Here is a 21,363-nt window from a genome sequence, read left to right on the forward strand (position 1 = left end):
CTCGACCTTGGGCTACAGAGCACCGAACGAGTACGAGCGGCTAGCTGCCTAGACACCACTTATTGAGGTGTCCGGAGAAACTTGACCAGGCCACCCTGATGTTGTGTTGGTGGGTTTTGCTGCGCGCATGGGCTGGCTGGCCCCTCGCCCGGCACAGCCGGCCTCCCACCAGTTCTCTGTAAATTCTTGATTTCCGAGACAATACACATCCCGTGGGAGGCCGGCTGCGCCGGGCGATAGGCCCTGAAGCCCCTGCACTAACCCCCACCTGCACCTCCACCTACCGGGTAGGCTGTGCACTCAAGCGATCAGCATGGTGAATCCAGGGTTATAAACCCTGATGTTGTCTTGGTGGGTTTTGCTGCGCGCATGGGCTTCAGGGCCCCTCGCCCGGCACAGCCGGCCTCCCACAAGATATGTGTAAATCCTTGATTTCCGTGACAATACACATCCCGTGGGAGGCCGGCTGCGCCGGGCGATAGGCCCTCAAGCCCCTGCACTAACCCCCACCCCCCTCCAAAATCCCCACCAACGCCCCCGCCGCAATCTCCGCCACCACCCCCAAGCGCGCCTCATCCATCCCCTCCCGCGCACTCGCAGACAACCCCGCCATCGTCGCCCCGACAAAATCCACCACCACCCCCTCCAACCCCGGGTGGCTCACCGCCACAAACGCCCGCATCCGCGCCCGCCGCTGCTCCACCACCGCCCGCGCCAACACCGCCCCCTCACCGCTGCCGCGCAACGCCTCCAGCGCCAAACACCCCCGGCAGCGCGGGTGCGCCGCATACACCCGCGCTGCCCGCCGCAGCAAATCCCCAAACGCCTCCGCCACCGGCCGCCCCGGCACCAGGCTCGGCTCCAACGCCAGCACCGTTTGCGAATAACGCTGCAGCACCCGCTCAAAAAACCCAGCCTTGCTGCCAAACGCACTGTAAAAACTCGGCGGCTTGATCCCGAAGGTTTCCGCCAACGCCGCCAAGCCCACACCGTCATAGCCCTCGGCGTGAAACATCTGCTGGCCAACTTCCAGGGCCTGTTCCGGGTCAAACCCCCGCGGCCGCCCACGGCCGGGTTTCACTGCACTGCTCATGGCGCCTCGCGCTTGCGGGTAGGGTGGGGGAATTTTATAGTGGAGATTATTTTATTCAAGCACAGCCCATCGCGGAGGCCCCCATGAGCAACAGCAATACCCAGGTCGTGGTGTACGTCACCTACCAAGGCACCCCTGAAGCCCGCTTCGACCGCGGCTACTACGTCGCCACCCACCTGCCCCTGGTGCTGAACGCCTGGGGCCAATACGGCCTCGAAAGCATCGCCGCCTTCTACCCCGCCGTAGAGCAAACCGGCACCGTGTGCATCTGCGAATGCCGCTTCCGCGACGAAGCCGCGCTGCAGGCAGCACTCAACTCCCCGGAAGCCCCGGCGGTAATGGCGGATGTGGCGAAATTCACTGACCTGGAGCCCGTGCAGGTACGGGTGGCCTAAAACATTCAAGCCCAGGCCGGTTGCCGGCCCGGGCGTGCTGCGTGTTACTGAGCAGCCTTCAGCTTGACCACGTCACCCGACACCTTGGTGGTGTAACCGGTCAGTACCCACGCCCAGAACCAGTTTTCCTGAACCTGGGTGTTGATCAGCGCATCACCGCCCTTGGCCTTGATCGCCGCGTTCTGCGCGCGCACAAAGCGGGTGTTCTGCTGGATCGGGATCACGCCAAACAGCAGCAGGCCGGTGGCCGTGGCTTCACTGTGGCCAACAACGGTGTACTGGGTGCTGTCGTACTGCGGGGACTTCATCGGGGTGCCGGTGCAGCCGGCCAGGGCCAGGCCCAGGGTGGCGGCGGCGATTGCCTTGGTAAAACGCTTCACTGTCGAGTGACTCCATGCGTGTGCCCGGATCCATTTCGCGGGCGGCGCGCACTTTAGCGGGTTTGTGTTGGGATTGATACGGTTGGGGTGGCAAATGGCTTGTAGGCGTTTTCCACGTGTAGAGCCGTGTTCAATTTTTCGCGGGCCATCTCGATGAGGTGTACTGCGGCGAAGGCGTGGTCGCGTTGGGAGCCGTGTAGGGTGTCGGCGCTTTCGTAGGCGGTGGCTTTGGCGCAGCGTAGGAGTTCTTCTGCGTCGTAGAGGAGTTGTTGGAGGGTGGGGGTGGAGTGGTGTGTGTGCATGTGATGGCTCCCAGAGTTATGGAGCTGCCACGGGCCTTCCTACGGGCTTTGGGTGGCAACTGTACGCGGGGTAGGAATACCGGAACTCTAGGCAACCGGCCACGCGCGAGCGTGCCCGCGCACAGCTGCCATAACAGGCTGCGGGGGCGCTTGGGTAGCGACCGCAGGTGGTACGGTTGGCACGTGCGCGCCTAGTTTTGTTCCGGGTTCCTACGCCCAGGTCGCTGGATTGACGGCGACGGGGGGAAGGGTAGCGGGGTGGGGGGAGTGGGGCAAGGGGGAGGGCGCGGTAGGGCCGGGGTGATCTGAACCGTTCTTGTAAATTATTGATTTAAATAGATAAATTAAGTTTTAAAATTTCAGTTGGAATACATTTTGGAATACGGGTTGACTGAGTAAGGCTTGAGTCACCCTTGGCCTCCAATGTGCAGGAGGGACAGGTTTACGGCTGGGCTTACTCTAGGAGCGCTATGAGCCGCTAAGGTAATCTAGTCTCAGGCGCAAGCAGCACGATGGGCCTTCTCTCTACTGAATAGGGCTACCAGCACCCCAGCGATTACAAGCAGCCACACAGCAGGGGTATTGATTTCCGCTGCAACGATGATCTTAGCCGAGCCGATTATCAGAGCGAATGCCGCAAGGGCGCAGCCCAACGCTAGCTTCAACATTATGAACTCCTTTGCGCCTAAAAAAGAAATATGGGATGCCCCTGAGGGCATCCCGCGTATGCGCCTGGACGCTCAGGCAACCAGCTCAAGCGCAGTATCCAATGCACGCTGCTTGATTCCCGCGCCTGGGCCGAACCAGGCCGAGTCCAGGCGATAGTCTACCGATCGAGCACGTCTCTCATGGTCCACATACTCGGTGACGGCGTTCAGTAAGCCCCAGGCAGTACCATTGGCTGATACGAGGTCAGACCCGCGCCCGCGCCCTGTGTAGAGCGCCATAGCCTTCTGGAAAGCATGGTTCACCGCAGGCTTGGTTTTGCTGCGTGGGGCGGCTTCGGTGTGTAGGATCTGGCCGAAGTACGCTTGGGCTTCCTGAGGGGAGACCTTGCGTTCCGCTAGCTGGCGCATACGGTACATAAAGTCGTCCCATTGCGAGACGGCGATACCCAACTGCTTTTTCACCGCTTGCGGATCGAAGCGAGTGCTGTGAGGCACTTTAATCGCGCCGGTTGCACTCCCGAGCGATATAGCCAAGGTGTTGTTGCAAACTACTCGAATCGTGGTCGGCGTAGCTACGGTGGCCAGCGTGCCGTCGCAAGACGTTGCTAGCAGCAGATAGCCTCCCACCTCGTCCTTTCCTTTAAGCGCTGTCGACTGGCCAGTGCGGGCGAGGGCCCAGAACTTGCGGCCTCCTTTAAGTACACCAGCAGTCTCAAGCTCATAACCCGAGACCTCAGTAAGGTCTCGGTAGAATTCGAGGACTTCGGCTGGCTGAACCACTTGGTAACGATGGGATACCACTGACAATGGCTCTTGGGTGTCGGAGCGGTACAGCACCTTTTGATCCGGAAATGAGTGAATCTCCGAAAGAGTTCCTTTGGTTGTAGATTTGAAATGGACTGGGCCGGATTCGATCTGCCAATTCATCCCGGCGGCTTCCTGCCACGCCTCTAACGGCTGCTTAGGAAGCAGCTGGTTCCCGAGGCCATGCCACGGAGTTGCACCGACATAGGCCATTTGATGAATTTCATGTGCCATGATTAGATAGTCCTTGAGATTATGATTTGGAATCAAGCGCGTAGTTGAGGGGGAAGCTAAATATGCGCCCGCAACGTATACATACATGGGTTGCACTTACTGCAGTCGCACTTTGATATTTTATTTTTAGCGCTAGATCCAAAGCATCAAATAACCTACCCGCAAGCTCCTCGAGTCCAGCTAATATAAGAGGGTTTCTTGCCGTATTTTTGTTCTTCGAGACTTGGTGAATGATAAGCCGGTTTACGGATTTCGCGACGATGGTGATGCGGTGGACAGAGTCAATTGAAAGTGTTTTACAGCTACAACAGTAAGGGCATTTGGTAGGCATCGACGGAGGCTTCGTGGTGGATTCCGCTATGCGATATAGGTTTTAGATTTTTTGGAATCGAACGCGGCTTCGTTATCGATAGATGTGCTTCTCTGACGAGTAGCAGCTATTTCTGCTACTCGTAGCGGAATCGCAGGATATCGCTCATCAGCTCGCTGCCTCAGGAGCATAACTGAGCTGTAACTGGCTATAACCGTTATGAAATCATTTCAGTCAGCTTGATTGCTGGTATGGTCGCTTCGCTAGGCCATCATCGCCTCTTAGGAGTGTCCATCATGTATACATCGCTGTATTACCCGCAACTGCCCTTTCCGGGCTGTCATTTCCCTGCGCTGTCTCAAGCGCATCCTTTGTTCAACAATGCAATTTCAGAAATACATCAAAACCTCGGCCTGCCATTGCCTCTGATCTCCCTCACTGCATTAAGCGCAATATCCGCTGCATTACAAGGGGTTTTAAGTGTAAAAATGCCAAGCGGGGGTAGCTTGCCGGTCTCCCTTAATGCCTTGATTACCGTTCCGTCAGGCGGAGGTAAAAATAGGATAGCCAAGCTTTTCAAGAAACCTTTTGAAGAGTTTGAGGAGTCTCAATTTAGATCGTATACAGAAGCGCAGCGGGCCTTTGAAAGTGAATTAGAAGTATGGAGGTTGGAAAAAAAGAGTTTACTGAAACAGATCCAGAAGTCACCAGGTAACGAAGCGCTAAAGGTATTGTTACGTAAGCATGACCAAGCTAGGCCAGAAGCTCCTACCGTTTGTCGAATGATTTTTGAAGATACCACGCCGGAGGCTCTCATGGCATGTATGGCTGAAGGCGGAAAAAATGCATGGCTGGTGACGAGTGAAGGGGGAATAATATTGTCGCAGCATGCGATGAGGAACATGCCGGCCTTTAATCAGATCTGGAGCGGGGATAGAGTTACGGTTGATCGAAAGACGGGTGATAGCTTCAGTCTTAGAGGAGTTAAGCTATCAATACTAATCATGAGTCAGCCTGGTGTTTTTGAATCTTTTATAACAAAGTACGGTGCGCTTGCAAAAGAGTCAGGTTTTTTTGCACGTTGTCTAGCTTTAGCAATACCGCAAAATATGCTAGGTCAGCTCGTAGATGATAGAGTGCTGGAGTGGGTTAGCCTAGAAGCGTTTAATTTAAAGATTAGTGAGTTACTGCGTATGAACCTGTACGGAGTAGATTGTACTGAGTTAGGGATGTCGGCGGAGGCGCGACCATTTTGGGTTTCTATCAAAAATGCCGTGATTTGGGAGCAGCGACAAGGAGGGCGATTCGATGACTTCCATGATCTGGCTGCAAGGACACCTGAAAATATAGCTCGTGTGGCGGCGCTGCTACATTTCTTTGAACGTAGGAGTGGGTGTATTTCGTTAGAAACACTCGATTTTGCGTGTCGTTTGTGTTTTTGGCATGTCGACCAGTTTCGTCAGATGTTTTCAGAGCAATCGTCCGGTGAGGGTGATGTAAGAGCCTTGTATAATTGGTTTCGTACGCGGTATGAGGTGTCACCCATGTCGGCTTATGGAAAAAATTATGTGAGACAACGATGCCCAGGTGCCTTAAGAAAAGGAGGGCGGTTCGATGCGGCCTTTGATATTTTGGTATCCAGAGGAAATTTGGTGCTCCAAACTTATGGGAGTAATTCCGTAGGGGTTGTGTTTCGCCCGTAAGGGCTTTTAGTACGGTAAATCAAACAAGCAAAGAGCGAATGCCGTTTGCGATGCCGGGCTTGATGCCACATTTCGAAAGAATTTCCGCTCGGTGTTCACTCATATTGTGTTCTTCTCTACGCGGGATTAACGGTGCAATTTTTTTTGCATGATTAACCCGCGCTAATGCCTCAAGCATATAGGTGGGATTACCTTCCAATGGCGTTACTATCTCAGGCTCTCCATCGTCAAAGACCGTGGCGTGACTAATGATTACTTTCATGGCTGCGTCTATAGAACTATCTTCTAGTTTTAATTTGCTTTTTAAATAATTAAATATTTCCTGTCCGTGTTCATGGTCTTTCCATTTTTTTTCGGAATTGTGAATCGAAAGTATTTTATTTTCAAAGATACGTGCCACGCCGTTAACTATGTCGAGTCTGGATTCAGGTTTCAGGGTTTTACGTTCGTCTTCAATACCCTTTAAAAATGCTTTGATGGAGTAAATGTCAGATGAATAGAAACAGATATCGTGACGACTAATCTTAAGATTTTTTGGATGTCCTTCCCTGGTCGGTTGTGTGTGATCAAGCATAAAGTCAAGGTAAAAGTTATAGGGCGGGGGAGGAGTGTTAAGCTCATAACCCCTACTTTCGAGTGGCAGGGTGCGGCTTGGTAACGTTAGCTTGTGTATGGGCTCAATTGGTTTTGTATCTAACGAGATCCACATTCGCTGTGAATCAGATTTAAAAGTTTCGTAGAAATTAATTATTTTCTGTAGTGGAGGTTTGGGGTCATAACTTGGATACGGGGCGGTGAGTTGTAGTCTGTAAGTCTTTAGTAGGCTTCTGGATACCTTGGTATGTAGGTTGTTCTTCGTTAGAGAAGTTCTGTCGTGTAATTTGATTGATTTAAATTTGGTTATGGTTATTTTTCCTCCCGATGCTATTGATTTTAAAGTTTCTTTGTCGATGATCACGTATGTAGCATCACTCTGTTTCTGGGTCAGTGAGCGTAGCCTGAATGACATATTAAGGTTGTCATAAAAAAGTTTAGGCTCCATATCCAGAGGGATTTCAACCAGGGGTTCAATGTGGGCCCATGTCAAAAGATCAATAACTTCATCAGCAGGGTGCTTAAGCTCGTCTGCAGCCTCCTCGAATGAAAATGGTACCCGGAGATCCTCTAGTAGCTGTTTCACAATGGCCTCATATTCTCAGTAATTAAGGAGTCGAGTGTTACCAGATGGGTATCTATATCGAAAAGATTTTTATCTTGCAACCAGTTTTTTCCTCGATTGCACCTGCGAGGTGGTTCGGGGAATTCAGATGAACGACGCTCAGAGCTTCAAAGGCTCGACTGCCTCCTTGGGCCTTTGAGGCCGATCATCAGCTATTAGCCTTCGATTGTGCAGGAGCTAGGCAAGAATAGGCCATTAGAGAGCGTGATTTTTCTTATAACACCTCATAACAGTTATGGAATCCCCCGATGCTCAGAGGGATCTGGCAGTGTTGCTCCTGTACGCCAGAGGTCGCATTCCATGCACAATTCACATTTAAAAAATTCGCCCGTCAAGGTTCGTGTGCTACGTATGAAATCCGTAAGTGAGCGCACGGGCTTATCTAGAACTACTCTGTATAATTTGATGGATCCTAAATCTAAATACTACGATCCCAGCTTCCCACAGCGAATTAGATTAACCAGTAGGGTTGGAGGAGCAATTGGATTTATAGAACATGAAATAGATGAGTGGATCGCCAGCAAAACGACAGATGCATCACTTGGTCAGTTACCGCCCGGACGCAGCTGAATTTGTGGGGTGTAGAAAATTAGGGTGAGTTTCGTCGTGCTATCAATTTTTTGTTGGAGAGCTATATGCCAGATCTACATGAGCCTCTTGCAGTCTTTACATTTTCTGAAATTGTCTCCGGAGTGCTGCGCTATGCGATGGGGGATCATCGTCGGATCTTAGTTGTTCGGGTGGATTTGAACTATCCAATGCGTACGATCGGTAACGCCCCATTCGATAACTCTTTTATGCGAAAATTCTTAAAATTGTTAAGAAGCAGGATCTATGCATTGGCGCGTAGAATGAATCGAAAATTTTCTCGAGAAAGGGTCACAAGAGCTAGAGCTGTATGGATAAGAAATTTAAGATCTCAGGATGGTAGACAGCACGTTCATCTGGTGTTGATGGTAAATCGAGATGTCTTTCGGACACTGAGTCGTCCCGATCTCGATGGAGAAAATTTGTCACGTTGCATTCAACAAGCTTGGACGAGCCTACTTGGGGTGGATGTGAATAATCACCCATCGCTAGTCAGGCTGTTGATTGACAGATCCAATGAAATAATCAATGGGCACGGTGCGCAACAATTTATGAATGACATGCTCGATTTGCGTATGATGAGCCTTAATGCATGGAGTGAATCTGTAGATGTTGGGTATAGCCTAGCGGAAGAAGATTTGCTGACTCACAGGTGCAGTATTCAATGCGTCCATTAAATGTGATGCAAGCTCTGTACATTGATTTTTTAAGGCAAAGAGGAACCATCTGAAATGATGTGATATTCCTCGATAGGGCTTATGTTTGCTGATTTCTGTATGATTCTATTATTGTATCTTATTCAATAACAATATTCTTTTCAGGTTTGTTGGGTTATGTGGGTCGAGACAAGGGTTTGGCTTGTGAGAGCAACCTTGCAATGGCTAAGGAGTAAAATATGGTCATGCCTATTGAAGAAATTATCGCTGAGGAAGCACATTCAAAGTCAATGAGGGTTTTAAGGGATGCCTCTCTTCCATTCATAAAGCAAAGTATGCATGAGAAACAGCAGGGAGTGCTGGAGTGTGATGAGGAATACGAAGCCAGAAATTGGCTTGCATTCAGGCTTCTTCCCATGATCCACGATATGGTGGTGACCAAGCACAACCTGTTCTCAATGGGTAAAGACCGTTACGACCTACCTAGAGTAGTAGTGCACCGAATGGGTCGCAGGTTCATGAATTGTATAAAGAACGATATAAAACAGGCGTTCGATACTTTCCCTAATTCACAATTTAATCCGTATTTTGAGGTGTTCTACAAGCATGCTTGTTATCATAAATTGATATCGTTGGATATCAGCTTATTTCGAAATACAGGGGAGCACGTTCCAGACGTGATCCACCGCCTAAACGCCTGTATCGCTGATATCCGATCTGAAGTGAACACCGGAGATTTCAAGGTTAGGCTCAAAGCCTATAGGCGACCTATTAAAAGACACTATGATACCTTCATGGCCTACACGAGCGAACTGTTCGCGAGGCATTCAAGAATGCTCGTGGTCCGTGTAGATCTATCATATCTCCAGCAATACCGATCAGCCCGGTATCTGACCGGGGCTGATGTCTGTAGGCATCGTGATGCATTGATCAAGGATCTTGAAAATGGTCGTCTAGGGCCTCTGGTAGGATACGTCTGCAAACTCGAGATGGGGCAGCGCAAGGGTTATCACATCCATGGGTTATTCTTCTTCGATGGCTCTACGGTCCGTAAGGATATGATCCTAGGCAAGGCCATAGGCCAACATTGGGACTCAGTGATAACCCAAGGGATGGGAAGTCACTTCAACTGCAATGCTCGTAAAGAGATGTATCCCAAATGCTTCCTGGGAGCAGTGCATCACACTGATCCCGTTGCACGTGAAGGTTTTGAACTATACGCAGCCTATGTAACCAAGCCCGATGAATTATTGCGCTTGGCCTTACCTGGGGTACGGGCTTTCATCAGGGGTAAACTAGGGCCGCGGGCGGACGGCCCGAGCCGGGGGCGGCCTCGCTCTCCCGTAAAGGGAGAGACACAATGGCCAGAAGCGCTGGTTTGACTAGCGCTCCGATTCAGACGTACTGGTGATGGGTGAAAGAACATTTTCACTCCTCCATTGTTGCTTTCTATTACCCTGATCCAAAAGAGTTGGGTATGGCCAAGCAGCGTTGGATTGATAAATGGGAAGAGCAGGGCGATGCGTTGCGCTGTAAAGCGTGTGGGGCCCTTCAGCCGCTGTCTGAGGCTCGATCGCCGTTTAGGCATGCCAATGGCTGCTCTGCGGCCAGCAACGCACTGGAGCTGCCATGGCGGGACCTAGCTGCTGAGTTTCGTAGCATCGCCCGAAATCTGCTACAAATAACCTGAACGCTATCCTCAACGCATGTCTGGTCCTGTATTTTAAGGCGAAGGGGCCGGTCAAGGCCCCTCGCTGATTAATGATCCATTTCGTCTTTGGTGATTTTCCCGGTGTGCGGATCGACATGGAACTCGTATTTCATACCGTCGGCCTTGGTGCCTTCTCCCTCCCAGTGACCGTCATCCGCTTCAATCTTGGTTACCTGAGTATATCCCGCAGCCTTTAGGGCGACCTCTGCTTGTTCCTTGCTGACCTTCCAATCCGGACATCCTGCCCCCGCTTCATTGATCCATTGACCCGAGGCGTGACGTCCGTACGGGCGGCTTTCAGCTGTGTCGGCCCGTCATATCGCATGAACGTTTGCGCGCAGGTCATATCGGCCCGCTCCAGAGCGGCTTGAGCGTGATATGGGGTTGCCGCTTCGCTTTTGTGAACCGGTTCAAAAATCGGTTACTGCGTTTAAAGCTTCATGGTCAATCGCCGATAAGCCTCGTGACTTGCCGCTGCAGCCCAGGGCCAAGAGCTTGCTTGCTTCAGGCCATCGTTGGTGGCGTTCCGTTCGCTTAATTGATCAAAGGGATATTGAAATGCCACTTCCGCTCATCATCGGCGCTGCCGCGCTCGTATCTGCCGCATACGGTGCCAAAAAAGGCTATGACGGCTACCAGAAGCACTCTGAGGCTGACGACATCGTCAACAACGCAAAAGCCCGTTACGCCAAAACCAAGGCAACCTTCGATGCCCAGGAAAAAGCCACGACCGGCGCGTTGACCGTGTTGGGTGAAGACGAGCTGAAGATGGGTGAGCAGTTCAACGAGTTCAAAACGTTGGCAGACAAACTGCTCGCGCAACTCAACAGCGGCCGCCAGAAAAAGCTGGACATCAACGTCCCGAAATACCAATTGCAACGCATCGAAGACTACAGCTACACCGCCATTGGTGTGTTGGGTGCCGCCGCCGGGGCGGGTATGGCGGGCGCAGCGGCAGGCTTTGCAGTGTATGGCGGGGTGATGGCTCTGGGCGCGGCCTCCACCGGCACGGCCATTTCTTCGCTGGCCGGTGTGGCCGCTTCGAACGCCGCCTTGGCGGCTATTGGTGGCGGCTCACTGGCCACTGGCGGCCTGGGCATGGCCGGCGGCACAGCAATCCTCGGTGCGGCAGTGGCCGGCCCAGTGCTCGCCATCGCAGGCTGGGCCTATAACAGCCACGGTGAAGAAGCCCTGAAAAACGCCAGCAAGGCCAGCCGTGAAGTCGACAGCGCGCAGGCCAAGCTGGAAAAAGCCAAAGCGCATCTGAGCAAGGTCGAAGACTACGGCTTCGAGTTGCTGGAAGTACTCAAGGGTGTGTATGCGCAGTTCGAACCCTACTTCCAGATCCTCAAGGCGATTGATAGCCAGGTTGAGGCAGCCAAGGTGCTCAAGCAAAACCCGGACGAAGTGCTGGCGCGGGTGTGCGACACCGTTGTGCAATCGGTGAGCAACGGCTTCACCCTTGCCTCGATTCTGGTCAACCTAATCACCACCCCGTTGTTCAAGGTCAAGAAGGCCAATGGCGAAGTGGTGCTGGACGAAAACAACGTGCCAGTGATGGACACCGACGCCGATGGCTCGATGGTGCTCAACACCGAGGAGCTCGACGCCAAGATCGCTTACACCAAAACCCGCGCAGGTGAAGTTGCCCCGGCCTGAGTGTGAGGCGGGGCCTAGCAGCCCCGCCCTTTTATTCGTCAGTACCTTCCCTAGACAAGGACGCCGTCATGCACGCCGCAGCGCGAGAATTCCCTTGGGCCGCCGAGTTCGAGAAAACCGTCGTTAACAGCCTGGTCACCAGCTTTGGGCTGGATTTCATGTTGTTCAAGGACCAAGTCGGTGGCAACGTCGATACCATCAACAATGTACGCAACAACATTTGGGCAACCGACGCGTCGAAGCAGCAGTACGATCAACGCGGCGCCTACGACAGCACGCCCTATCACACGCACGCCAATTACGTGGCCACCGGCCAGGCAGACAAAGCCGCCCATTTGGCAGGCAACCTCATAGACCCTTACCGCAACACTGTGATGGGCTTGGGTGAAACACGTAACCTTGACCATGTGATCAGCGGCAAGGAAATTCACGATGATGCAGGCCGTGTGCTGGCTGGGCTTAGCGGCGCCACTTTGGCCAACCGCAGTAGCAACTTGCAGTCGACCCACGAGAGTGTGAACAAGTCGAAAAAACAAACCGCTATCGACGACTACTTGAGCAAACTGCCCGGCCTGATTGCCCAGCACGAACAGCAGCAAGCCCAGGATCGCGCACGTTTGCAGGCCATGCCGCGGGACACGCCGCAACAGCAGCACGAGGCACGTGAGCTGGAAGACAAAATCCGGAAGGCAACCACCAAGATCGACGCGCTCAAGGCGGTTGAGCCCGAAGCCATGCGCAAGCGTGATGCCGAGGCGCGCAGCGCCTACGAGCGTGAGGTGAATGCCACCTATTACACCAGCAGCAAGTTCCTGCGCCAAACCGCCAGTGCGGCCGGCGTAGCGGGTTTGGCCATGGGCACCCGGCAGATGCTCGGCCTAGTGCTGGCTGAAGTCTGGTTCGAGTTACGCGAGCAACTGCCGGCGCTGTTGGTCAGGCTCAAGGAACGCTTCAACATCGAGGTGTTCATCGAAGGCATCACCGCCACGCTCCAGGGTATATGGGAGCGTGTGAAGGTGCGCTTCAGCGCGTTTCTGACCGGCTTCAAGGATGGCGTGTTCGCCGGCGCCTTGGGTAGCCTGACCACTACCGTGTTCAACATCCTGGCCACCACTCAGCGAATGGCGATCAAGATCATTCGTGAGGTATGGGGCTCGTTGGTCAAGGCCGTCAAGCTCATGGTGTTCAACCCTGAAAAATTGGGTTTCGTTGAATTGTGCCAGGCTGTGACCTCGTTACTTTCTGTGGGCGCGGCGACGGTGGTGGGCTCGATGGCTCACGCGCAACTGCTGCCGCTGTGCAATTTCCCATTCGGCGCCGAGCTCGCTGCGTTCGCCAGTGCGTTGCTCACAGGCTTGGTCACCCTGGGCCTGAACTATGTGCTATTGCACAGCAGCCTTGCGCTCAAGCTCTGGGCGTTCGTCGAAACGCTGCCGCCTTATGCCGGTGTGTTCAAGCAGTTTCAGGAAATCAACGCTCAGTTGGATCGCTACCTTACTGAGTTGAGCCAGATGGAGTTCAATCTGGACGTAGTGCAGTTGCAGGCCTTTACCGCAGAACTGCAGGCATGCAGCAGCGAGGTTGAACGTAGCGTGGTGTTGCGCCAACAGGTCGAGGCGCAGGGTATCGAGATGCCTTTCGAGGTCGGTAATGTCGCCAGCACGCGCAGTTGGCTGGCCTCATTGGTATGAGCGAAGCGGCTTTCCCCTGCACGCAATGTGGGCTGTGCTGCCGCAACGTGCACCTTGCCGAGCCAACCCGTCATCTCGACCGGGGTGACGGCGTTTGCCGGCATTACGGCGATGCCGACAAGCGCTGTGCGGTGTACGACAGCCGCCCAGACATTTGCCGGGTAGACCGCCAATATGAACTGCACTATGCCCAGCACTACACATGGGAGCGCTTTGTGGCGGTTAACATCGATGCCTGCCACACCTTGCAGAGCCTGGAGCGAGAGGTTTAGGCTCGGCCCCTCTGGGACCGTGACCTCCCATCACTGATACAACCAAGCCCCCAACGCCCCCAGGTTTTTCACCACAATCTGCTGCGCGGTCGCCTTGGCGTGCACTTTGGTGGGGTCGATCTGATAGCGCTGCAGCACGTACTGCACCAATGCCCCGCGGGTGTCGATGGCCAGTTGGCCGTCGCGCATGCCGTAGTCGGTTTCGATGATCGCTTTTTGTTCCCGTTTCAGCCGGGTGTCCGGCTCGATGATCACTTGCACGGCGGTGTTCCAACCTAGATCCGCCTCGCGGCGGTGCTCGGAGGGGTCGAGCACCTCGGGTTCGCCGCGCAGCCGGCTGAGCACAAAATCGCGGTAGTCGCGGTTTTTCTCGCAGTAGGCGCGCACGTGCCAGCGCATGCCGGTATACACCAGGGTGTGCGGTGCGATCAGCCGGGTTTCGGCTTGAGGCGAGGCCAGCGACACGTACTCGCACTCCAGGCGCAGCCCCTCGCGGCAGGCGCGCAGCAGCGGGCGCAAAATTTCGGGCTGCACTGAGCGGTCGGGCACCTGCAGCACCTGGGTGTGCGCATAGGCAAGCGCCAGCCCCTCGATGTGAGGTGCGCGTTCGTGGTTCTGGTTGAGCAGGTGGAGGTAGGCGCTGGCGCTGTCATCGATGAACAGTGGCTTGAAGCCCTTGTTCGGGACGTACCCCTTCAAATGCTTGTCGTATATCAGGTTGTCCGGCGCATGGTCGTTGATGTAGCTGTTGATGTCCTTCGAAGCCTGCTGGCGACTGATGCCGAAACTCTGGCTCAAATGGATGGTGGTCAAGCGGCCTTCCCACCACGCCACAGTCTCGATCAACCGATAGCGCAGTGCCAGGTCCCAGCGTACGGATTCGATGGCTTGCTTGCGTTTCATCCCGCGTCCTTGTGTGTGAAAACTTTACCTGTGCATGTAAACACTCTAGATGTGTCGTTTCAAGCGACATATCTTCAGCGCCATGAATTAGCTGACGGAGTCGTGAATGAGTGCAATGGATGTTTTCGCAGTGCTGGGTTGGCTTGCCGCTGTTGGGCTGAGCGTTGCCTTGGTACAGCGTGTTGGCGAGGCGCGCGAGCAATGCCGCCGCGCGGGTGATTGCGAGCGTGACCTGTTGCGCCAGCAGCGGTTGGTGTGGGAGCAGGAACACGCTCAGCGCGAGTTGAAATCCGCAGTACGCGCCGAGCGGGCCCATGTGGAACAGCTTGAGCGCAAGGTTGGCGTGTTTCGGGAAGAGGCCCAAGAGGTTCGGGCGGCGCTGCATCAGGCACTCGGGCAACTGGCCGAGGCGCAGCGGGAGGGCGGGTTGGTGCATCTGCGGTATGCGCAGTTGTTGGAGGAGTATCGGGGGGTTAGGGGGCGGTAATGACCTCACTTCCAGGAACTCGGTCGGGTCTTGTCGACGGGGTCATTAGACCAGCTCATAGACCAGGCCAAAGAGCTTGAAACACCCATCTTCACCCTCGATTTGCCACCCCAAACGGCACATGCACCAACGGCAAATCCCCCGCTGGCGACATCAGATGGCTGCGCTGATCATCAAAGAACATATGCGGCTTCAGGATGCTCAGCACCCGGGCTTTCTCCATCCCGCCGAGAAAGAACGATTCATCCGGTGACACCCCCCAATCCTTGAGCGTGGTCACCACCCGCTCATGGGACGGTGCACTACGCGCAGTAACGATCGCAATGCGCAGTATCCGCGAGTACTCCGGGTCCTCGGCCAGCCGGCGTTGTTCCAGTGCCTGGATATTCGACAATTTGCGAAACAGGTCGGCCAGTGGCCCGGGTTTATGGGCGATGGCCTGGCGTTCGGTTTCGTGGGCTTCGAATTCGTTGAGGTCGAGGTTGCGCTTGAACACGGTTTCGGCCTCGTCGTCGGCGATCACGCCGTCGAAGTCGAAGGCCACGCGCAGTTCCGGGTCCAGTGCATCGTCATAGACTTTCGATGGCAGTACCCGGCCGGCTGGGTAATCGGCGTCGATGGCGCGTTGCACGTCTTCTTCGTTGGCGCTGAGAAACAGTGAGGCGTTGAATGCCGGGATGTACTCGTACGGCGAGCGCCCGGTCATGAACGCCGCGCGGGTGATGCCCAGGCCGTAATGGCGGATGGAGCGAAACACCCGCAGGCCGGTTTCCGGGGAGTTGCGCGACAGCAATACCACTTCCACCGGTTGCTCGGCCGGGAAGGCCTGGTTGAGGCTGAGAAAGCGCCGAATGAACGGGAATGCCACGCCTTTGCCGAAGGGCTCGTCGATGTGCTGTTCCTGGTGCAGGCGGTAGGCATCGACGCCGTCTTTCAGGTACACCTCGTGGGATTGCGTCAGGTCGAACAGTGCGCTCGAGGCGACGCCGACAACCAGTTTCTCTTCGATGGGGTAGGGCATGTTCGGCCTTTTTATCTCAGTTTTCCGTTCACTTGGGGGCGGCGCCACGCGGCACATATTTCAGCCGCAGGAAGTGGGTGTCCCATTCCCGGTATCCACCATGCCTGGCGTAGTGCCGAGGGTCGATCAACGCGGCCTTGAGGGCCTCCACATCCGCAGCACCGCTGATTCTGAGCAGGTACTGGACATAGGCAGATGCAGGTTGATACGAACAGCACCAGTGCATTACGAGGAAACGATGCACAAAATCGTCGTCGAGTTCGCAATCCGGATCGGCGAAGTAATAGACGTACTCGCCCAGCCGTTGCTCCAATGCGTGGGCAACGTGTTTCATGGCCTCGTACCAAGCCGTAAATGGCCCCCCGGGAATGAACGGGTCGTCGTCCAGCCAGGCTGGGGCAGGCATGAACTCGATCAGGTTCACTGGCTTGCCCAATGCGGCGAGGTCGTGCAACGACACTCGCTGCCCGCCGTGGCCGCCGTATTGTTGGAATATCGCTGTGGTGGTGCACAAGTGACCAGCGGTTTCGAGGTAGTCGAGTATATCAACCGATATGCCTGCGCTGCCTGGGTGGGGCTGGCGCAAGCAGTCGATGAACGCTGTCAACGGTACGCAATCAGCGGACGTTACGTAGGACGTATCCAGAAAGTTGACCCAGTCGCTCGCCGGCAGGTGCTCGCGCAGGTGCGCCATGCGTTCGAGCGCCTGCGCTTCCGCCAGCGGCCTGGCGGCACCCATAAATTCCTGCAGCCGTGTCAACGCACCCACCGGCTCGATATAAGCCACCCGCTGCCCCAACGGCGGCTCCAGCAAATCAATCCCCAGCCCGTCGATAATGGCCAGCACCAATGGCTGCAGCCCGGTCGCTGGCAAGCCTTTCATCAACGCATCCATGTCCACCATCGCCTTACCCCTCCTGCCCACGAATGACCCGCTCGATCACTTCACTCAACCAGTACCCTTGCGCCAGCACGGCCTCGTCCATCCGGGCGAAGGTGTGGTGCACCTTGCGCCAGTCCATTTGCCCGTCCGGCTGCACCCATTCCTCATCGGCCTGCCCGGCGGCCTGGGCGCAGGCGTCGTCGGCGAGTTGCATGAAGCGTTCGAGCAGTTGGTGCAGGCCGCGCTTGCCGCTGCCGGGGTGGTCGTTGAGGGCGCACAGGCGGGTGGCGGCGCGCGCCTTGGGTTCGGGCAGTTGTTGCCAGATGAGTTGCGTGGTTTGCAGCAACCAGGCATCGCCCTTGTGGTACAGCGCGGCGAGGCCGTGGCTGCGGCTGTAGAGGTCGCTGAAGTCGAAGGCTGCGGGCTCCGGGGTTTCTTCCGGCTCGGCCTGTTTTTCGGCGCTGCCCACCGCACCGAACGCCGGCGGCAGCGGGAAGCGCTCGCCGCCGAACAGCGGCACGCCGTGCTCCACGCTGAAGTCCTCGTCATCAGCGAGCATGTAAGGCAGGTGGCCTTTGCGGGCTTCGCCGAGCAGCGCGCTGAGCCAGCCGGCGTAGGGCCAGTCTTGGCCGTGGCCGGCGAGGGCGAGTTCGGGGAATTGCTGCACGAATTGCCGGGCCATTTGCTGCGGGCTGAGGGCCTCGGCGTTCTGCCAGCCGAAGGGTGCCCATTCGGCCCCGGTGCTGTAGCGCGCGACCAGGCGCGGGTTGTCTGTGGCTGGCGGCTCGGCGGTACCGTGCTTGAAAGCCTCCACAGGCACCCATTCGATGCGCCAGTGGCAGCCGGAGGCCGCCATGTACGGAAACAGCCGCAGGCGCTGGTAACCCATGCTGTGCAGCTCCTGGGTCATTTCCAGCAGGCGGATGCCGGGCTCCAACCCATGCGGCGGCGGTGGGGCGCTGGCGTCTGTGCTAGCCGGGCGCTGCCAGTGGCGCATCTGTTCGGCTTGCTGCAGCACTTCGTCGAACACGTCGAGGCGGCGGACCCAGCTGTGGGGCAAGTCATCCATGCCGCAGGCGGCGCCCCACAGCTGGCCGGCGATGGACGCGGTGGAGTCGCTGTCGCCGTCATGGTTGCTGGCACGGCGGATGGCGTCACTGAAGTCGTGGGCGGAGAGAAAACTGTACAGCGCGATGGCCAGTGCTTCGTCGCCCACCCAGCCTTCGCCGAGGCGGGCGATGGCGAGCTCGGGGTTGTAGCGCATCTTGCGTGCGAGCTCGCGCGCCAGTACGTAGCGGTCGTTGCTGAACTGCACGCCATGGCGTTGCGCCCAGACGCTGGCGTCGTCGAGGGCGTGGCGCACGGCGAGGAATTTTTCCTCGCCGCTTGCCAGCCGGGCGACGATCCGGGCAAGGATGCCGGCGGGCATCCAGCCGTCGACGTGGCCGTGGGTTTGCGCGGCGGCACGGGCGCCGAGGTCGAGGTGGTCGGCGTGGGCGAGCAGGCCGATCGGCGCGGTGCGCATCACCCCGCCGCAGCCCTTGGAGTCGTTCACTGGCCGCTCAAGGGTGCCGCGGCCGCCTTTCGCCAGGGCGCTGAGGCAGGTGTTGCCCGGTGCGCGGCGTACGCGCAGGGCCGCGTGTGCAGCCAGGTGGCCGCGGGGCGTGCGGGTCACGCTGTCGCCGCCGTTCTGGCTTTCCAGCCAATCCAGGCAGGCGTGGCGCACCTCTTCGAGCGGGTCGCCATGCTGCAGCTCGCCGCGTGCGTTGCTGCAGCGCAGCAGCCCTTCGAGGGTGAACAAGGTCATCTGAGTGTCATCGCTCACCACCAGTTGCCCCTGGTGATACACCGGCCGGGTGATGCCGGCGGGGCCGAAGCGCTGCTTGATGCGCGCCAGGCGGTCGAACTCGACTTCATAGCCGAAGGCATCACCCACCGCGCCGCCGAGCAGGCAACCGAGCACCCGGTCCATCCACGGGTCGTTGCGGATCACCTCGCGCTGGCCGAGCCAGGCCAACTGCTGCGGGCGTACCAGGGTGCCGGGGCGGGCCGCCTGCACCTTGCGCTCGGCGTCTTCGTCGCTCATGCCCAGCTCGATCAGCAAACGCGCGGCGATCAGCCCGCTGCGGCCCAGGCCACTGCGGCAGTGCAGCAGCACCTTGCTGCCGGCCGCGATCAGTTGCCGCAGGCGCACGCCGGCATACACCCACGCCCGTTCGAAATCATCGCCAGGCAGTTGCTGGTCTTCGATCGGCAGGTGAAACCAGAGCATGTCGCGGGCTTCCACCTGCTCACCCAGCCGTGCCACCTGCAGCGTCGCCAGCTCGGTGCTGGGCATCAAGGTCACCACCGCCGCCGCACCCCACGCCTTGATCAGGTCGAGGTCTTGCTGCAGGTCGCGGAGGAAATGCCCGCTGGCGGCGCCAGGCTGATGCTTGCCGGGGCAGAGGGTCATGCCCAGTTCGCCGGGGTAGCGAACGCTGTGAATCTGCAGGGGGGCGTTGTTGCTGGTGAGTGCGGCCATGGAGTGCTCGTCGTGAATGCGATGGCGGCACACTAAAGGCCGCCGGCACCCGCGCCAATGCTGTGGATCTGCACACGTAAGCTTTTCGTTCAGATGGCTAGCGTGCCTATTGCGCCTCCACCACCGGGTAACTGGCATCGCCCCATAGCGTGTCGGGGTTGTCCAGCATCAGCAGGATGATCAACGGCACCAGCTTGCCGAGCAGCCCGGTGGCATCGCGAAGTTGTGCGCGGTTGGTGGTGCCGTTGCAGGTCGCGCCACCATGCATCACTTGATTGCGCAGCGTAAAGATGCGGTTGAACAGCACCCCGAGCACCTCCGCGGTGTTACGCCTAGCCAGCGCGTCATGGGCGCGTCTGCACAAAAACGAGCACTATCGGATCAGCCGCTCGTCAGCCATGTCCTGTCATAACCTGCGTTACTCGACTTGATAGTCGTTGGAGTGTAAGGAGATCCGAAGTCTGGGATGGCGTGCTTCAAGCCGTGCGCAGCCATGCCACATCCTGGCCGGCAGGGTTATTTAGGCGTATCGACAGTTCAAGAACTCTGCCGCCGTGCCGTTTAGAAGCCTTGGAAGGCTAATGAAGGAGCAGAGCTCATTGTAAGACTAGGGTCAGCGCTGCAGAGCAGGCGCGGTAGAATTGTACTTGCCAATTAGGTATGGGCTTGTGATATTTACGGCTTTCCGAAACTGGGGCGTTCCTGTCCTCAATGGGCGGCATGGGCTAGGGAATGCCGGACGATCCTGTGCACCCCGCGGGCATCACTCCTTGGCTGGGCAAAGCAGCCGTCGCTGTTTTTGATACTTGAGAGCCTTAGGATTGCTAGGATGCAATATTTTGAAGCGGGCGAATTGTACGACGCGATTCCTGTATGGGCAGCTGTTGCACTCAATTTGGGTTACAAATGGCGCCTGGCTGACAGTAGCGCGCGCCGAATCGGCCTATTATCAATGCCGGGCGATTCGGAGGCTGCGGGTCTAATCGCATTGGGTGCCCTTCGGAGCGATCTTGAGCGTACTACGGCACATCACTTGGATACGCATTTCGATCTTCTGCTGCGATTTTGCCGCGAGCGTGTCGCTCGAATGCGTCACGAAGGCTCTCCCGAAGCAACCGCGTGGGATGTGCGTAACGTTGTTGACGATACCCGCTGGCGTTTTGTTGCCTACGATAATGCCTTGGACGCCGTTGTTCTCGAGCTCGCCAAACACCGTCCGGTCGTGAAGTTCAAGGGCAAAAAAGTCGCTAACATGCACGGGGCTTGCAGCCGCTACATCATGCGGAACAACGCGACCGACTGGCAGTTGCGCGATTGCCCAGTGCCGCAGTTGCCTCAGAACTTAGAGGCGCGGGAGCTCTCCGCGTATAGCGATCTGCCTGGTTGCGTCGGCCCTGTATTGGAAGAAAACCTGCGGCGGTCCTATGACGGCCTGGTGCTAGTTGGACAAGGCGCCGCGCGGGACTCGACCTATATGCAAAAGTTTTATGCGACTGGCTTCGCGTCGGCTGACCGCCGACTTTCGCTGGCCGATCTGCTGACTCTTAATCTCACCGAGCAAAAATACATACGACGCCTGCGTTTCCTCAACGAACGCGTGAATCAGGACGAAGCCTTACATGCAGCGTGGTTAGTGGTGGCCGATGGTGTATCAGCGCTGCTCTGTGCGGAAAAGCTTTTTCCCGCTAGCGATATCATTGGCGTCTGCAACCGGGACGCGTCTTCCGAGGCGATACTTGCGCTAAAGGACTGGCTGAACGACATCATTCGTTACTATACCGATACCGCCGCCAGCCACTGTGTGTCAGGCGAGATGCCGGCCGGAATGCTGCTGCGTGTATTGCAACGAAGGACATGAAC

At 56.6% G+C, this 21,363-nt stretch carries 19 protein-coding genes and 2 pseudogenes; 10 read left to right on the forward strand and 11 right to left on the reverse strand.

What is annotated here, in order from left to right; translation table 11 throughout:
* Positions 1-499: 499 nt before the first annotated feature.
* Entirely contained in the window at positions 500-1,093 is a 594-nt protein-coding gene (locus ACFZCE_RS25585) for a TetR family transcriptional regulator (protein ID WP_390943343.1), read from the reverse strand.
* Positions 1,094-1,176: 83 nt separating this feature from the next.
* Between ACFZCE_RS25585 and ACFZCE_RS25590 the strand changes: the two genes are divergently transcribed.
* Entirely contained in the window at positions 1,177-1,488 is a 312-nt protein-coding gene (locus ACFZCE_RS25590; protein ID WP_390943344.1) for an EthD family reductase, read from the forward strand.
* A gap of 44 nt (positions 1,489-1,532) precedes the next feature.
* Here ACFZCE_RS25590 and ACFZCE_RS25595 read toward each other — a convergent pair whose 3' ends face one another.
* The 3 genes from ACFZCE_RS25595 to ACFZCE_RS25605 all read right to left on the reverse strand — a co-directional run bounded on the left by ACFZCE_RS25595 (position 1,533) and on the right by ACFZCE_RS25605 (position 3,876).
* Positions 1,533-1,868: a hypothetical protein gene (locus tag ACFZCE_RS25595; RefSeq protein WP_390943345.1), complete on the reverse strand. Its 336-nt coding sequence runs from the start codon at positions 1,866-1,868 to the stop codon at positions 1,533-1,535.
* 53 nt (positions 1,869-1,921) lie between these two features.
* Positions 1,922-2,170: a DUF6124 family protein gene (locus ACFZCE_RS25600; RefSeq protein WP_390943346.1), complete on the reverse strand. Its 249-nt coding sequence runs from the start codon at positions 2,168-2,170 to the stop codon at positions 1,922-1,924.
* Between the two features lie 740 nt (positions 2,171-2,910).
* Positions 2,911-3,876: a DUF932 domain-containing protein gene (locus ACFZCE_RS25605; RefSeq protein WP_390943347.1), complete on the reverse strand. Its 966-nt coding sequence runs from the start codon at positions 3,874-3,876 to the stop codon at positions 2,911-2,913.
* 606 nt (positions 3,877-4,482) lie between these two features.
* Here ACFZCE_RS25605 and ACFZCE_RS25610 point away from each other — a divergent pair.
* Positions 4,483-5,889: a DUF3987 domain-containing protein gene (locus ACFZCE_RS25610; protein ID WP_390943348.1), complete on the forward strand. Its 1,407-nt coding sequence runs from the start codon at positions 4,483-4,485 to the stop codon at positions 5,887-5,889.
* Between the two features lie 19 nt (positions 5,890-5,908).
* Here ACFZCE_RS25610 and ACFZCE_RS25615 read toward each other — a convergent pair whose 3' ends face one another.
* A complete protein-coding gene (locus ACFZCE_RS25615) occupies positions 5,909-7,069 on the reverse strand; it encodes a hypothetical protein (RefSeq protein ID WP_390943349.1) in 1,161 nt (386 codons plus the stop codon).
* A 339-nt stretch (positions 7,070-7,408) separates the two neighbouring features.
* Between ACFZCE_RS25615 and ACFZCE_RS25620 the strand changes: the two genes are divergently transcribed.
* The 3 genes from ACFZCE_RS25620 to ACFZCE_RS25630 all read left to right on the forward strand — a co-directional run bounded on the left by ACFZCE_RS25620 (position 7,409) and on the right by ACFZCE_RS25630 (position 9,734).
* Positions 7,409-7,678 carry an AlpA family phage regulatory protein gene (locus tag ACFZCE_RS25620; RefSeq protein WP_390943350.1) on the forward strand — a complete coding sequence of 90 codons (270 nt, stop codon included), beginning with the start codon at positions 7,409-7,411 and terminating at the stop codon, positions 7,676-7,678.
* Between the two features lie 65 nt (positions 7,679-7,743).
* The gene (locus ACFZCE_RS25625) at positions 7,744-8,373 is read left to right on the forward strand and encodes an inovirus-type Gp2 protein (protein ID WP_390943351.1); all 630 of its coding nucleotides are present in this window, start codon (positions 7,744-7,746) and stop codon (positions 8,371-8,373) included.
* A 218-nt stretch (positions 8,374-8,591) separates the two neighbouring features.
* On the forward strand, positions 8,592-9,734 hold the full coding sequence (locus tag ACFZCE_RS25630) for an inovirus-type Gp2 protein (RefSeq protein WP_390943352.1): 1,143 nt from the start codon (positions 8,592-8,594) through the stop codon (positions 9,732-9,734).
* Between the two features lie 376 nt (positions 9,735-10,110).
* Here the strand turns inward: ACFZCE_RS25630 and ACFZCE_RS25635 are convergent.
* Positions 10,111-10,296: pseudogene (locus ACFZCE_RS25635) on the reverse strand (PepSY domain-containing protein); the annotation flags it as partial.
* Positions 10,297-10,441: 145 nt separating this feature from the next.
* Here ACFZCE_RS25635 and ACFZCE_RS25640 point away from each other — a divergent pair.
* From ACFZCE_RS25640 to ACFZCE_RS25650, 3 genes are all read left to right on the forward strand, one after another.
* Positions 10,442-11,722 carry a hypothetical protein gene (locus ACFZCE_RS25640; protein ID WP_390943353.1) on the forward strand — a complete coding sequence of 427 codons (1,281 nt, stop codon included), beginning with the start codon at positions 10,442-10,444 and terminating at the stop codon, positions 11,720-11,722.
* A 68-nt stretch (positions 11,723-11,790) separates the two neighbouring features.
* Positions 11,791-13,413: a hypothetical protein gene (locus ACFZCE_RS25645; RefSeq protein ID WP_390943354.1), complete on the forward strand. Its 1,623-nt coding sequence runs from the start codon at positions 11,791-11,793 to the stop codon at positions 13,411-13,413.
* Positions 13,410-13,685: a YkgJ family cysteine cluster protein gene (locus ACFZCE_RS25650; RefSeq protein WP_390943355.1), complete on the forward strand. Its 276-nt coding sequence runs from the start codon at positions 13,410-13,412 to the stop codon at positions 13,683-13,685. The genes ACFZCE_RS25645 and ACFZCE_RS25650 overlap by 4 nt, the downstream gene beginning before the upstream one ends.
* A 30-nt stretch (positions 13,686-13,715) precedes the next feature.
* Here ACFZCE_RS25650 and ACFZCE_RS25655 read toward each other — a convergent pair whose 3' ends face one another.
* Positions 13,716-14,588, reverse strand: coding sequence for a WYL domain-containing protein (locus ACFZCE_RS25655; protein ID WP_390943356.1), 873 nt, complete (start codon positions 14,586-14,588; stop codon positions 13,716-13,718).
* A gap of 106 nt (positions 14,589-14,694) precedes the next feature.
* Between ACFZCE_RS25655 and ACFZCE_RS25660 the strand changes: the two genes are divergently transcribed.
* Positions 14,695-15,075: a hypothetical protein gene (locus ACFZCE_RS25660; RefSeq protein WP_390943357.1), complete on the forward strand. Its 381-nt coding sequence runs from the start codon at positions 14,695-14,697 to the stop codon at positions 15,073-15,075.
* A 91-nt stretch (positions 15,076-15,166) separates the two neighbouring features.
* On the opposite strand, the gene ACFZCE_RS25665 is transcribed toward ACFZCE_RS25660, so the two are convergent.
* The 4 genes and pseudogenes from ACFZCE_RS25665 to ACFZCE_RS25680 form a co-directional block, all read right to left on the reverse strand.
* Complete coding sequence (locus tag ACFZCE_RS25665; RefSeq protein WP_390943358.1) at positions 15,167-16,096, reverse strand: 5'-nucleotidase; 930 nt, start codon at positions 16,094-16,096, stop codon at positions 15,167-15,169.
* Between the two features lie 28 nt (positions 16,097-16,124).
* Complete coding sequence (locus ACFZCE_RS25670; RefSeq protein WP_390943359.1) at positions 16,125-16,991, reverse strand: hypothetical protein; 867 nt, start codon at positions 16,989-16,991, stop codon at positions 16,125-16,127.
* A gap of 13 nt (positions 16,992-17,004) precedes the next feature.
* Positions 17,005-19,503, reverse strand: a complete 2,499-nt coding sequence (locus ACFZCE_RS25675) for an ADP-ribosylglycohydrolase family protein (protein ID WP_390943360.1) — start codon at positions 19,501-19,503, stop codon at positions 17,005-17,007.
* A 106-nt stretch (positions 19,504-19,609) separates the two neighbouring features.
* Positions 19,610-19,861: pseudogene (locus tag ACFZCE_RS25680) on the reverse strand (hypothetical protein); the annotation flags it as partial.
* Between the two features lie 471 nt (positions 19,862-20,332).
* Here ACFZCE_RS25680 and ACFZCE_RS25685 point away from each other — a divergent pair.
* Positions 20,333-21,361: a hypothetical protein gene (locus ACFZCE_RS25685; protein ID WP_390943361.1), complete on the forward strand. Its 1,029-nt coding sequence runs from the start codon at positions 20,333-20,335 to the stop codon at positions 21,359-21,361.
* The last annotated feature ends 2 nt before the right edge of the window (positions 21,362-21,363 follow it).

The sequence above is a fragment of the Pseudomonas sp. NPDC007930 genome (assembly GCF_042958985.1).
GTDB lineage: Bacteria > Pseudomonadota > Gammaproteobacteria > Pseudomonadales > Pseudomonadaceae > Aquipseudomonas.